10 protein-coding genes are annotated in these 14944 nt (G+C 35.0%); 7 read left to right on the forward strand and 3 right to left on the reverse strand.

From position 1 onward, the window contains the following. Nucleotides 1-44 precede the first annotated feature (44 nt). The 3 genes from rfbA to ACNFU2_RS15705 all read right to left on the reverse strand — a co-directional run bounded on the left by rfbA (nt 45) and on the right by ACNFU2_RS15705 (nt 3511). Entirely contained in the window at nt 45-908 is an 864-nt protein-coding gene (rfbA, locus tag ACNFU2_RS15695) for a glucose-1-phosphate thymidylyltransferase RfbA (RefSeq protein WP_273650487.1), read from the reverse strand. Nucleotides 909-983: 75 nt separating this feature from the next. Next, a complete protein-coding gene (rfbB, locus tag ACNFU2_RS15700; RefSeq protein WP_273650488.1) occupies nt 984-2063 on the reverse strand; it encodes a dTDP-glucose 4,6-dehydratase in 1080 nt (359 codons plus the stop codon). A 131-nt stretch (nt 2064-2194) separates the two neighbouring features. Continuing rightward, nucleotides 2195-3511: a UDP-glucose dehydrogenase family protein gene (locus ACNFU2_RS15705; RefSeq protein WP_273650489.1), complete on the reverse strand. Its 1317-nt coding sequence runs from the start codon at nt 3509-3511 to the stop codon at nt 2195-2197. A gap of 214 nt (nt 3512-3725) precedes the next feature. Here ACNFU2_RS15705 and rimP point away from each other — a divergent pair, with 214 nt between their 5' ends. The 7 genes from rimP to ACNFU2_RS15740 all read left to right on the forward strand — a co-directional run bounded on the left by rimP (nt 3726) and on the right by ACNFU2_RS15740 (nt 14787). Beyond that, entirely contained in the window at nt 3726-4193 is a 468-nt protein-coding gene (rimP, locus tag ACNFU2_RS15710) for a ribosome assembly cofactor RimP (RefSeq protein ID WP_273650490.1), read from the forward strand. Nucleotides 4194-4209: 16 nt separating this feature from the next. After that, on the forward strand, nt 4210-5445 hold the full coding sequence (gene nusA / locus ACNFU2_RS15715; protein WP_172282359.1) for a transcription termination factor NusA: 1236 nt from the start codon (nt 4210-4212) through the stop codon (nt 5443-5445). Nucleotides 5446-5523: 78 nt separating this feature from the next. Continuing rightward, nucleotides 5524-8484 carry a translation initiation factor IF-2 gene (gene infB, locus ACNFU2_RS15720; RefSeq protein ID WP_273650491.1) on the forward strand — a complete coding sequence of 987 codons (2961 nt, stop codon included), beginning with the start codon at nt 5524-5526 and terminating at the stop codon, nt 8482-8484. 306 nt (nt 8485-8790) lie between these two features. Further along, nucleotides 8791-11658 carry a SusC/RagA family TonB-linked outer membrane protein gene (locus ACNFU2_RS15725; RefSeq protein WP_273650492.1) on the forward strand — a complete coding sequence of 956 codons (2868 nt, stop codon included), beginning with the start codon at nt 8791-8793 and terminating at the stop codon, nt 11656-11658. Nucleotides 11659-11677: 19 nt separating this feature from the next. After that, entirely contained in the window at nt 11678-13285 is a 1608-nt protein-coding gene (locus ACNFU2_RS15730) for a RagB/SusD family nutrient uptake outer membrane protein (RefSeq protein ID WP_273650493.1), read from the forward strand. A gap of 17 nt (nt 13286-13302) precedes the next feature. Next, complete coding sequence (locus ACNFU2_RS15735) at nt 13303-14106, forward strand: hypothetical protein (protein WP_273650494.1); 804 nt, start codon at nt 13303-13305, stop codon at nt 14104-14106. Nucleotides 14107-14136: 30 nt separating this feature from the next. After that, the gene (locus ACNFU2_RS15740; RefSeq protein ID WP_273650495.1) at nt 14137-14787 is read left to right on the forward strand and encodes a hypothetical protein; all 651 of its coding nucleotides are present in this window, start codon (nt 14137-14139) and stop codon (nt 14785-14787) included. Nucleotides 14788-14944 lie beyond the last annotated feature (157 nt).

Genomic DNA, 14944 nt, shown 5'->3' on the forward strand with positions numbered 1-14944 from the left:
TGTAATCATTGAAGATAACAGCTTTATAAATTCCTGATTTAAGATTATTTGTTTACGAGTTGCGTAAGGTATTTGCCATATCCGCTTTTTCCGTACTTTAAAGCTGTCTGTAATAACTTTTCCTCGTTAATAAATTTATTTCTAAATGCAATTTCTTCAATACATCCGATTTTAAATCCTTGTCTCTTTTCAATAACACTTACAAACTCTGAAGCATCATGAAGAGAATCAAAAGTTCCGGTGTCAAGCCACGCTGTCCCTCTGTCCAAAACCCCAACTTCCAGCTTGCCTTTTTTAAGATAAACATTATTTACATCTGTAATTTCAAGCTCACCTCGTGCAGAAGGTTGTATGTTTTTTGCAATTTCAACAACTTCATTGTCATAAAAATATAAACCGGGAACTGCATAATTGGATTTTGGATGTGTAGGTTTTTCTTCTATAGAAACAGCTTTAAAATCATCGTCAAACTCTACAACTCCATATCTTTCGGGGTCGGAAACGTGATAGGCAAAGACAACTCCGCCATCAGGATTTGTTTTGTTTTTTAAAAGGGTTCCCATTTCAGATCCATAAAAAATATTATCTCCCAATACTAGTGCTGCCGGATCATTCCCAATGAAAGAATCTCCAAGAATAAAAGCCTGAGCAAGACCATCCGGGCTTGGCTGCACCACATATTGAATATTGCAACCTATCTGAGATCCATCTCCTAGTAGTTTAACGAAACCTTCCTGGTCATGAGGGGTTGTTATAATTAGTATATCCCTTATTCCCGCTAATAATAATGTAGATAAAGGATAGTATATCATTGGTTTGTCATAAACAGGCATTAACTGTTTACTTACTGCAATGGTAAGAGGGTAAAGTCTAGTACCGGAACCACCGGCTAAAATTATTCCTTTCATGTATTTGTTTTTTTATTTTTTCAATTATGTTCTATTGGAACATTGCATTTGGTGAAATGATTATTTTTTGATGGTTTAGTTGTATTGTTTTTCGTAGTATTTTTGATAATCTCCCGAGGTTACGTTTTCTAACCACTCTTTGTTTTCAAGATACCAGTCAATTGTTTTTGATAATCCCTGCTCAAATGTCACTGATGGTTTCCATCCCAGGTTTTTATTCAGCTTTGATGCATCAATAGCATAACGCTTATCATGGCCTGGTCTGTCTTTTACAAAAGTGATTAATTTTTCAGAGTAACCAGATGGTTTTCCAAGTTTTGCATCCATTTGCTTGATTAATTCTTTTACCAGATCAATATTTTGCCATTCATTAAATCCTCCGATATTATAAGTTTCACCTGTCTTGGCTTCATTAAATATCTGATGAATTGCTTTTGCATGATCAATAACAAATAACCAGTCGCGGGTATATTTACCATCGCCATAAATAGGTAACGGTCTTTCATTAATAATATTGGAAATGCAAAGAGGAATCAACTTTTCCGGGAAGTGATTGGGACCATAATTGTTTGAACAGTTGGATACGATAAAAGGCATTCCGTAGGTATTTCCATAAGCTCTTACTAAATGATCAGAAGCTGCTTTAGAAGCGGAATAAGGAGATTGTGGATCGTAAGATGTTGTTTCCAGGAAGAAACCAGTTTCTCCTAAACTGCCGTATACTTCATCCGTGGAAACATGATAGAATAAATTCTTTCTGATTTCATCTGGAAATCTTCCATGGGTATGTTCGGGATTAAGCGTCCAGAATTCTTTACACAAGTTAAGAAGATTGGCAGTACCATTTACATTCGTATTAATAAAAGCCATGGGGTCAGTAATACTTCTGTCTACGTGACTTTCTGCAGCTAAATGTATAACAGCATCAGGGTTATATTTTTCAAAAATTATTCTTAATTCTTCCGGTTTTGTTATGTCTGCTTTTTCAAAAACGTAATTGGGTTCGTTTTCGATATCTTTTAAATTTTCTAAATTTCCAGCATAAGTAAGGGCGTCCAGATTGATTATCGTGGTGTTAGGGTTATTCTTGACAAATTCTCTAACAACGTGGGAGCCAATAAAACCTGCTCCTCCCGTAATAATTATATTTTTCATTTTAATATTTTGAAACAGTTAAGATTAAAGTTACTAAGGTATTAATATAAATTCTATACCTGCTATTATAAATATAGGGTATTGAATTTTTTATACAGAAAATAAACGGTACTTTGTTTTTGTTATTGAGCTTATGGATTCGGGATAGTTTGTCTTCCAATACTTTTATAATAGAATCCATGTTGTTTGGGAACCTCCAAAGGATACATATTTCTTCCGTCAAATATAACTTTATTGTTCATTTTTTCGACCATCAGATCAAAATTAGGATTTTTGAATTCCGGCCATTCCGTAGCAATAAATAATGCGTCAGCTCCTTCTAAAGCATCGTACATCGTTTTTGCATATTGGATCTGGTCTCCAATAATCTGACGAACATTGTTTTCCGCGACTAGATCATACGCGGTTATTTTAGCTCCTTTTTTCAACAAAAGATTAATGTTGTCCAAAGAGGAAGCTTCACGTATGTCATCGGTATTTGCCTTAAAAGCTAGTCCCCAAATTGCAATCTTTTTTCCATTAAGATCTCCTCCGAAATATTTTTCAATATCAGAAACCAGAATAACTTTTTGAGTTGTATTTACATTTTCTGTAGCTTCTAAAATCTGGAAATTAAAATCTTCCTGCTTCCCAGATTTAATTAATGCCTTCACATCTTTAGGGAAACAACTTCCCCCATACCCAATTCCGGGAAACAAAAAGCGGTGACCAATTCTGTCATCACTTCCCATTCCCAGTCTTACTTTGTCAACATCAGCGCCTACTTTTTCACAATAATTGGCAATCTCATTCATGAATGTAATTTTCACCGCTAAAAATGAGTTTGATGCATATTTGGTAAGTTCAGACGATTTTTCATCCATGAATATAATAGGAATTCCTGTATTGGTAAAAGGCTGATATATCTTGGACATGATATTTTTAGCTCTCTCTGAACTTGATCCGACAACAACTCTTGCAGGGTTCATAGAGTCCTCTACAGCAAAGCCTTCCCTTAAAAATTCCGGATTGGAAACAACATCAAAAGGAATGTTTGTTTTTGAAGAAATAACTTCTCTTACTTTTTCTGCCGTTCCCACGGGAACTGTACTTTTGTTAACAATGACCTTATATTCAGTCATCAGTTCGCCAATACTATTGGCAACACTCAACACATAAGAAAGATCAGCAGATCCGTCTTCCCCGGGAGGAGTAGGTAAAGCAAGGTATACGACTTCGCTTTTATCTAATGCTTCTTTTAAATTGGTGGTGAAAAATAACCTTTGAGACTGAATGTTTCTATGGAACATCTCTTCAAGGTTCGGCTCATATATGGGAACAATGCCGTTTTTCATGCCTTCAACTTTTTTTTCATCAATGTCAACACAGTATACTGAATTGCCAAGTTCTGCAAGGGTAGTTCCGGTAACTAATCCTACATAACCTGTTCCTACAATTGTTATATTCAAAATGTTTGTTTTTAAAATTCATCACAAAAATAATAAAAATACTGTCAACCCCTCTTTAAATTTAATGTTAATACATTGTCGGGTTATTTATCTGATAATAAGATGATTTTGCTTTTTTAGAAAAAAAATCTTATATTTGCATTGGATTTACGGAAAAAAATGGGAAGGCTTCGGAAGAAAGCCTTTTTTCGTACTGTAAATCAAGCATAAAATTATGGAGTTTAGAAAGAAAATTGAAGAATTATTAAATGAATTCCTTGAAACCAGAAAAGATTTATTTCTTATTGATCTGAAGTTTTCTGCAGGGGATGATATTACAGTGATTTTAGATGGTGATAATGGAGTTTCTTTGCAGGATTGTCTTGATGCAAGCCGGGCAATAGAGTTCAATATGGATCGTGAAGAACATGATTTTAGTCTTCAGGTTATGTCTGCGGGACTAAGCGAACCATTATCTACTCCCAGACAGTTTAACAAAAATATAGGAAGAGAAATTGAAATTGTTCTTGAGGATTCTTCTAAAATAGAAGGTGAATTGTCAAAAGTGGATGAAGAAAAAATCACACTTATTTTACGATACCGAAAACCAAAAGATATTGGAAAGGGTAAAGTAGATGTGGAGGAGGAAAAGGAAATTCCTTACTCTGAGATAAAAAAAGCATTAGTAGTAATTAAATTTTAAAAAGAAAAAAGAATAAATGGATAATATAGCGTTGATTGAATCCTTTGGTGATTTTAAAGACGAAAAAGGGATCAGTAAAATTGATCTTATGGCAATTATTGAAGATTCACTGAAAACTCTTTTGAGAAAAAGGTTTGATTCAGATGATCATTTTGATGTGATTGTAAACCCTGATAAGGGGGATTTTCAGATATTTTTAAATAAAACAATCGTAGAGGATGAGATGTCGGAAGACGATGATTTGGAAATTGAAATTTCTGAAGCTAAAAAAATCGATCCGACTTTTGAAGTAGGGGAAGACTTTACAATGGAGATTCCTGTTGCACAGCTGGGAAGAAGAAATATATTAACTTTGAAGCAGATTCTCGCTACAAAACTTCAGGAGCATAATAATGCAATGTTGTATGAGCAGTTCAGAGACAGAATTGGAGAGATTGTTGTTGGAGAAATTCATCATATTCGTCACAAACATGTAATTTTGTTAGATGATGAGGGTAATGAATTTATTTTACCAAAAGAAAACCAGATTCCTTCTGACTTCTTTAAAAAAGGAGAGAACATCAGAGCTATCGTAGAGTCAGTTGATTTTAAAGGTTCAAAGCCACAAATTATTATTTCCAGAACTGCACCTAAGTTCCTTGAGAAATTATTGGAGCTGGAGATTCCTGAGATTCAGGATGGAACGATTATGCTTAAAAAAGTGGTAAGAATTCCTGGTGAAAAGGCTAAAATTGCCGTAGATGCTTATGATGATAGAATTGATCCGGTTGGTGCTTGTGTGGGTGTAAAGGGATCCAGGATTCATGGGGTTGTAAGAGAGTTGAAAAATGAAAATATAGATGTTATTCAGTGGTCTAAAAATCCTGAAATTTTAGTTAAGAGAGCGTTAGGTAACGTTACAATTAACAAAATAGACATCAATGAGAACAGTAGCTATGCGTTAGTTTATACACCTGTAGAAGAAATTTCTAAAGTAATTGGAAAGCAAGGTCAAAATATCAGACTGGCTTCTTGGTTGACAGGGTATGAAATAGATGTTTATAGAGAGTCTAGCGAGGATGACGATGTTGATTTGAGAGAATTTAATGACGATATCGAGCAGTGGATTTTGGATGAATTTAAGAAAGTAGGTCTTACTACTGCGAAATCAGTATTGGATAAGGATACTGAAAGTCTTTTAAATATGGTTGACCTTGAAGAAGAAACCATCGAAGATGTAAAGCGCATTCTGAGAGAAGAATTTGAAGATTAAGATTTTAAATAAATTTTAATAAAAAGTAAAAAAGAAATACTTTAATTTTAGAAATTAAAAAAACAGTAAATAATATAAATGCCAAAAATAAGATTAAATAAAGCGGTTAAGGAATTCAACATTTCGATGTCCAGATTAGTAGAGTTTTTACAGTCAAAGGATTTCGAGGTTGAAAACAATCCTAACGCTCAATTAGAAGAAGCGGCATATTCTGCATTGGAGGCTGAGTTTGCCAAGGATGGCGAACAACGTAAAGCTTCCCATGAGGTGGTGATCATTAAAGTTCCGGAAGAAAAACTGGAAATAGAAGAAAAGAAAACCCCTGAAGTAATAAGAGCTAAAGCTAATAAACCAGAAACTAAAATTTTAGGTAAAATAGATTTGGATTCTAAGAAACCTGAGGCTGAAGAGATTTCTGAGGCTCCGGTTGTTCCTGTAACTCCTCCGGTTGAGAAGAAGGAAGAGATAGTGTCAGAACCGGAACCTGAAACTAAAGCAGCTACAGAGAAACAGGAATTTAAAGTTCTGGATAAAATTGACTTGTCACAAATAGAGTCAAGAAACAGACCAGTTAAAAAAGATAAACCAAAAGTGGAGGAGAAAAAAGCTGAAGAAAAACCAATTGAAGTTGTGAAAGAAACTCCAAAACCAGTTGTTGAAACTGAGGCCAAACCAATTGATGCTGTGAAGGAAGAATCTGTAAAAGATGACGAGCAATCTCAGGAGCCTCAGAAAATTGAAACCGTTTATCAAAAATTAGACGGACCTAAGATTGTTGGTGAAAAAATTGATTTAACGCAATTTGCTCCTAAGCCTAACTCAGGTGCGAAGAAGAAAAGAAAAAGGATTGAAAAACCTGGAGGACCTAATCAACAGAATACAGGGAACAATCAACAGGCTGGAGGAAACAATCAGCAAGGGGGGCAAGGAAACCGTCCGCAAGGGGGTAATCAAGGCAACCGCCCACAAGGTCAGGGTGGCCAAGGTAATCGCCCGCAAGGTCAAGGTGGTCCTGGTGGAAACCGTCCGTACAATAATAACAATCAAGGAAACCGTCCACAAGGTCAGGGTGGTGGATTCAAGAAAGGGGGTCAGAATAATAGACCGGGGCAAAGAACAATGCCTGTGGAGCTAACTGATGAGCAAGTAAAGAATCAGATTAAAGAAACCCTTGAGAAGTTAACTAATAAAGGAGGTAAATCTAAATCTGCTAAGCATAGAAAAGATAAGAGAACTTATCGTAGAGAGCAGGATGAACGTCAGCAAGAGATTGATGCACAGGATAGAACATTAAAAGTTACTGAATTTATTACAGTAGGGGAACTTGCCAGTTTGATGAACGTTTCTCCAACAGAAGTTATTTCCGCATGTTTCTCTCTAGGTGTTATGGTAACTATGAACCAGAGACTTGAAGCTGATACCTTATTATTGGTAGCTGATGAATTTGGTTATAAAATTGAGTTTTCGGATGCTGATCTTGAAGAAGCAGAATCTGAAGAAGATATGGATGCAGAGGAGGATCTTTCTCCAAGAGCACCAATTGTAACCGTAATGGGACACGTTGACCACGGTAAAACATCCTTACTTGATTACATCAGAAAAACCAATGTTATCGCTGGTGAATCAGGAGGTATTACACAGCACATTGGAGCATATAATGTGAAGTTAGAAAACGGGCAGAGGATTACCTTCCTGGATACTCCTGGTCACGAAGCCTTTACGGCTATGAGAGCAAGGGGTGCTCAGATTACCGATATTGCTATTATTGTAATTGCAGCCGATGATGATGTAATGCCTCAGACTAAAGAGGCGATCTCTCACGCGCAGGCAGCAGGTGTACCAATGATTATCGCTTTGAATAAAGTTGATAAGCCGGGTGCAAATCCTGATAATATCCGTCAGCAATTATCTGGTATGAATATTTTGGTTGAAGAATGGGGTGGTAATGTTCAGGCGCAGGAAATTTCTGCGAAGTTTGGTAATAATATTGATCTTTTATTGGAGAAAGTGTTGCTTCAGGCAGAAATGCTTGAACTGAAAGCTAATCCGAATAGAAATGCTCAGGGAGTTGTAATTGAAGCTTCTTTAGATAAAGGAAGAGGATACGTAGCTACGATGCTGGTGCAAACCGGAACTTTAAGAGTTGGTGATTATGTACTTGCAGGGAAAAACCATGGTAAAGTGAAAGCAATGCTTGATGAACGTGGTAGAAACCTTAAAGAGGCAGGGCCATCAATCCCGGTTACTATTTTAGGTCTGGATGGTGCTCCAACAGCAGGGGATAAATTTAAAGTCTATGCTGATGAGAGTGAGGCAAAAACTATTGCCAATAAGAGAGAGCAGCTTCAAAGAGAGCTTTCTATCAGAACTAAGAAACATACAACGCTTGAAGAACTTGGAAGAAGAATTGCTCTAGGTGAGTTCAAGGAGTTGAATATAATCCTGAAAGGTGACGTGGATGGTTCTGTTGAAGCGTTATCAGATCAATTGCAAAGGTTGTCAACGGAAGAGATCAGTGTTAATATCTTACATAAGGGAGTTGGTCAGATTACAGAATCTGATGTTAACTTAGCTACAGCTTCGGATGCTATTATCATTGGATTTAATGTTAGGGCTGGTGGTAATGCTAAAGAATTAGCAGATAAGGAAGAAATTGAGATCAGAACTTATTCTGTAATTTATGCAGCTATTGATGAGGTTAAAGAGGCAATGGAAGGTATGCTTTCTCCTGAAATTAAAGAACAGGTAATTGGTAATGTGGAAATCAGAGAAGTATTTAAAATTTCGAAGGTGGGAACAATTGCCGGATGTATGGTTCTTTCAGGGAAGGTTACAAGAAGTGCTAAGGTAAGAGTTCTAAGAGACGGTATCGTTAAATTTGACGGGGAACTGGAGAGTTTAAAGCGTTTTAAAGATGATGTGAAAGAAGTAACCAAAGGTTACGAATGTGGATTGAATTTAAAAGGTTATAACGATATTGAAATCGGCGATATTCTTGAAGTATATGAAGAAGTTGCAGTGAAGAAGAAATTGAAATAATTTATTAATTATCTAAATATTTGAAAACCACTTTTTTATAAAAGTGGTTTTTTTTGTTTAAAAACATAATTTATATTGATTCTAAATTGTTTTTTTAACATTTTATTATATTATCATTATTTAAGTTAAATAGTTATAATAATGTTTTTTTTATTTAATATTTATATGTTTTTATTATAAATAATTATTCAATTTAATGTGATTTTTGAATTAAAGTTAAATTTGTTTTATATTATTAATTTAATGTATTTGTAAATATTAGTATTAATTAACATATTTGTCTTGTATATATTAAAATATGTTAATATGAATGTTAAATTACGGGTGGTGAGTGCTGGCGCGTTGTTTTTTATATGTGGCCTATATAATGCACAAACTGTTAAAAAAAATGATACAATCAAATCAAAAGATATTGAGGAGGTTGTAGTTTTAGGGTACAATAGAACTTTAACTAAGCCTAAGGATGTCAGTGCGAATACTACTGTAAATGCGGAGGTTTTAGAGAACAGACCAAATGTTAGTTTTCTAAACTCATTACAAGGTTCTGCTCCTGGTGTTACTATTGCGTCTAATTCGGGTTCTCCTGGTTCTGCAAAAATTGATCTGGTTATTAGAGGGATTTCATCACTTTCGGCAGATACAGAGCCATTAGTGATTATTGATGGGGTTCCTACTGGGGCTAATCAGTTTAGGAATTTAAATTCGGAGGATATAGAATCTATCTCAATTTTGAGAGATGCGGCAGCGACTTCAATTTATGGAAATAGGGGAGCAAATGGAGTATTGTTGATTAGAACTAAAGGAGGTAAGTTTAACTCAAAATTGAGATTAAGCTATAGTACTATGACTGGGGTTAGTGTTATGCCTAAAAACAAATACAATATGGCAAATGCTCAGCAGTTACTTAGGATTCAAAAAAATAATAATCAAACAAGTCTTACAGGGGGAAAGCTTACTGATGAAGAAATTGCAAACTATCCAATTAATACAAATTGGGAAAAAACTTTCTTTAAGGCAGATGTAACCCAGCAACATAATGTTTCTGCAACTTTTGGTGGTGAAAATACATCGGTATATTCATCATTAGGATATTTGGAGCAAGGAGGTTTGGTTCCGAATACTAATTTTAAGAGATTTACATTTAGAAATAATATCACAGGTAGATCAGCTGATAAGAGGTTTAATTATACTGCTATAGTTGGTTTGGGGTATTCTGCTAGAAAACAGCTGAATCAAGAAAGTAATTCGGGTATAAATGGAAATTATGTTCAAAATCCATTAATAGGATCTTTTCTGGCTTTGCCTTATATTGCTTCTGGGCAATATGCTAATGGTCGCGATTTATTTAATGCAATTGGGACTAATTCCGGAGCGGAGGGTAATTTTGCTTACATTCTTGAGGATGTACTTAGGGGTGATCAGTCCGTATTTGGGCGTTTCAATGAAACTTCTATTTTCACTAATGTAACTACATCCTACAAACTTACAGATGACTTTACGCTTAATAATAGAACGGGGGTAGATGTTAAAATAGGGAATTCAATGGCAGGAAGAAATCCTAATGGGTATCTTTCGTTGGTGGTTGCTGCAACAAATGGGACAGAGTACGGAGGTAGTGAGACTATTGGTAACTCCAGAGAGCTGAACTTTACTACAGTTTCTAGCGTTAATTATAATAAAGTATTAGGAGATCATACTATTGGAGTAGGAGCATATTTAGAGTATAATAAGGTTCATTTCTATTCAAGTAGTCAAACTCAAAATGGTTTAGATCCAAGATCATTTGCGATTGGGTCAGGTGTCGGGTATATTGCTTTCGATCCTGTGAGAAATATTTATCTACCATCGGTTTCGGCATTTAAGGCTACTGCTGGTTCCCTTTCTTATTTTGCAACGGCAGATTACGATTATAAAGATAAATATGGTTTTAGTGGAACATTAAGACGGGATGGTAGTTATAGATTTGCTCCTGGTAATAAATGGGGAACGTTTTGGTCTGTCGGAGGACGTTGGAATATTGATAAAGAAAACTTTATGCAGGGATCAATATTCGATATGTTGAAGTTGAGAGCTTCTTATGGTACCCAAGGGAATGCTAACGTAATTGCGGCTGGAGATGATACGAATCCTATGCTTTTAGGAACTGGTATTACAAGGGATTTGAATGTGGTTGGAAATGGGTATTCCAACACTTCAGGTTATTTTGTTAGTAATATAGCAAATCCTACACTTCGATGGGAAGAGGTTAAACAAACAAACTTCGGGTTGGATTTTAAATTGTTTAAGAATAGGCTGGAAGGTAATTTTGATGTCTACAGAAAAGATACCGATATGCTTTATTATAATATTCCTTCATCAGCAATTACCAGTCAATATACTTATAGAGGTAATTATGGAGCTTTAAAAAATGAAGGTTTTGAAGCGGTGCTGAGATATAATATTTTTAACAAATCAGATTATAAGTTAACAATATTTGCTAACGGTTCATATAATAAAAATACTATTAAAAAACTGTCAATTCCAGTAAGTACAGGATCTTTACTTTTAGTAGAAGGAGGTAGCATCAATGAATGGAATCTAGTGCCTTATTTAGGGGTGAATCCTAATAATGGAAATGAGTTATATTTGGATTCAAACGGAAATGTATCAGAACAAGCATTAGATAAAGACAGAAGAAAAACGGGGAAAAACTATTTTCCAAAGTACACGGGAGGTTTTGGCTTTAATAGTGAATATAAAGGGTTTTTCTTAGATGCATTATTCTCATTCCAAGCTAAGTTCTGGAGATCAGACAATCAGTTGGCATGGGCATTAAATCCATCATATATGCGTGCTGGAAATAATGTTTCTGCTGATTTGCTTAATGCGTGGACCCCTACTAACACTAATACAGATATTCCTTCGTTAAATGCGCCCATGTCTAGCATTACTGATAGACTTCTGTATGATGCATCCTTCCTGAGGATGAAGAATGTAACTCTAGGGTACAATGTGCCTAAAAAATTCTTTAATGAAAAATCTATACTGAAGGCTGCTAGAATCTTTATTCAAGGTGAAAATATTTTTACCTGGACAAAATGGAGAGGGTATGACCCTGAGGGATTGGGTACATTTCCTTTAAGTGTTTATCCAAACCCAAGAACGTTCTCAATTGGAGCTAATTTAGATTTTTAGTAATTATTAATTATTCAATATGAAAAGTATTTTTAAAACAACAATATTATCCTTAGCTGTTATTGTAAGTGTATCTTCTTGTAATGATGCATTGGATATCACGCAGGCGGGAGAACTGAATGGTGAGTCGACATTCACTAATACAAACGATTTAGATAAATACCTTAATGGTGCTGTATATACTAGTTTAGATATTACCAATAATTTATTTTTATCTGCTCAAATAACTGATGAGTTGGGGATGGGGCCTCAGAATTCTGAGTTGGCACTTAGTGCTCATCAATTTTACCTTGATATTACTAATGGGCCTACTTCTGGTATCTGGCTCGGGAATTATACAACAATAAATAGGGCTAACAGGCTTTTGGTAGGAGCCAAGGGTATAGTGCCGGCAGAGTCTGAACGAGCTAGATATAATAATGTGGTTTCGCAGACCAGACTAATAAGAGCATTTTCTTATTTTACTCTTTTGTCCTATTTTTCTACAGACATGAAAGATCCTAATGCTTTAGGGGTTATGCTAATAGAAGATGTCCCTGAGTTGACAGAAACTAAACCAAGGGTTGCGAATTCTCAAATTTTTGCATTAATTGATGCGGATGTCGCCTTTGCAGAAAGTAATTTGACAACCAGTGGTGATTATTACAGGATTACGAAAAATTTTTTAAATGCCTTTAAAGCAAGGTATTATTTATACAGAGGTATGTATCCTCAAGCTAAAGCTGCGGCACAGGCGGTGTTAAATACTTCTGGTTTATCACTTACGGTGGCAAGTCCTCCTAATCCAGGTAATTTGGCTCAAAATAATCAGGCTCATAAAGATCTGAATGCATATACTTCCAAGAATCCATACGTTAAAATGTGGAATAATACAGATACTGGTAATCCGAGAGAATTAATATTTTCTTTAAACAGGCCGCAACTTCAAAGCTGGGGAAATATTGTAACTCTGTTTGCAACCAATGCGTCGCAGGCTAATGGATCTATTTTGTATGATATGGGTAGAAAAACTTTTAACCTGTATGCTAGTACTCCTGGAGATATTAGGAGGTTTGCCTATATTGATCCTACTGCTGTAATTAATTCCAATTACGCGACTATAGATAATTACAGAGCTCTGGATGTGCTTGTGATAGATAAATATCCTGGCAGAGCAACTTTGGCGCCTGATCCAATTCCTACAGACCCTACACGAGAAAAGGTTTTAAGTCAGAATGTATTAAGAAACGATATTCCAATTTTCAGGTTATCTGAGATGTATTTTATTTTAGCTGAATGCGCTGTTGAAGAAGGTAGTTTCACTACGGCTGCAACACTTATAAAGAATGTTAGGGATGCGCGTAACTACCTGGGTCCTGTGGATTTACCGGTATATTCAAGTAAACAGCAGGCATATGTTGATATCCTTTTGGAGAGAAGGAAAGAGCTCTATTTGGAAGGGCATAGATATTTAGACTTAAAGAGATTGGGGGCAATTGCTGGAGTGGCTATTGATAGGGATCCCACAGACGATGTGAAAACGATCCCGGTGACTATACCAATTAATGATTATCGTATGAGGTCGCTGCCTATTCCAAGAGCTGAGCTGCAAGGAAATCCAACAATTCAACAGAATCCTGGGTATTAATTAAAAAAAACTTAGAAATGAAAACAATAAAGTATATATATCTATTTCTTGTTTGTCTTGTTATGTCATGTACAAATGATGAAATTCATTACGAAGGTGAGCCATATTTACATTTTGTAACAGCAGGTTCGGATCAGTTAATAGAACAGGGTAGTGGACATAAAGATGTTGAAGTTAAATATGGAACAATTTCGCAGGTATCTGGAGATAAGGAGGTGAAATTAGTTTTAGATCCAAGTTCAACTGCAAAAGAAGGAGTTGATTTCCAACTTGTGAAAGGTACTGATAATCCTTCTGGTAAGGTTAATGGAGTTTTCGTTGTGCGATTGTTGGAAAGCGGAGCGACCAGTGTGGCTAAAAAAGCTGTTTTTAAATTACAATCGAATTCTATTCAGAATGCTATTATAGATTATCAAACATATACAATGAGTATGTCATTGAAATGCTCGGCTACGTTGATGAATGGTAATTTTAAAAATACAGAGGCTTTTTGGAATACTCCAAATGGAAATTATGATATTGTTCAATCGTCAACGACGAATCAATTGAAGGTAAAGGACTTTTTAGACGTAGGTATAGATTTGGTGTTAAATTATAATCCGGATACATATGTAGTTACTATTCCGGATCAATATACGGGATCAAACTATAGTGCTGCTCCATATGCCGGAGCTCCTATTTGGGTTAAGCAATCTACTGATGCTTCACAAGTTTCATCATTTAATCCGTGTACAAAGACTTTAACTGTGTATGGGAATTATTACCTTAAAGGTACTACGGCGGCTTACGGAAACAAAAAAGAAGCGTTTGTAGGAAATTAACAACCTCAATAAAAAAAGAAAATATTTAAAATGAAAAAGACGGGAATTATATTGTCATTTTTAGGCTTTAGCTTCTGTTTTGGGCAAAGTGCTGTGCTTTACAATCTTAATAACAATAGATTGTTGTCTAATTCGGTTAATAAAATTGGCGTTGGAGAAAGTGCCGATAATGATAATTATGATGGGTCTCCTTTTTTAGAAAAAGAGTTTTTGCCATCAATGATTAAAGGAGAGAGTGGAGCTTTTCTTTTAAGATATAATATCTATAATGATGAAATTATCTTAAAGAATGATGATAAATATTATAAAATTCCAAAAGAAGAGGCTGATTATTTTAAAATCAATAATGAATATGTTGTGAGATTGATTAATGGGAAATATTATATTGATTCCTCTTCGGATAAAAATAATTATGTAATTGTTCGAAAAGAGAATATAACCTTTACGCCAGGAAAAGTTGCGGAGAATACCTATGATCAAGCTAGGCCCCCGAAGTTTTCAAGAACTAAACCAGATTATTTTTTGTTTGATATGGCTAAAAAGGTAATTACTCCATTGAAAAAAGATGAAATTAAAGCATTATTTCCTAATAAATCCGAGGAATTAGATCAAAATTTTAAAAAAAATAAATTCAAAAATATTGATGATCTTAATAGTTTATTAAGCATTATTGCTGGTTAAATTAAGCATACAAATAAATTCAGAAGAGCCTATTGAAAAATAGGCTCCTTTGGAATTTATAACCGTCTGATAATTTATAATAATTCTAAATAATATTTTTAAGGATGATAAATGTTTGTTAAAGATATTTTGAACTGTGGAAAATTTGTTTTATTGA

This window comes from Chryseobacterium sp. PTM-20240506 (assembly GCF_048296755.1).
Lineage (GTDB): Bacteria > Bacteroidota > Bacteroidia > Flavobacteriales > Weeksellaceae > Chryseobacterium > Chryseobacterium proteolyticum.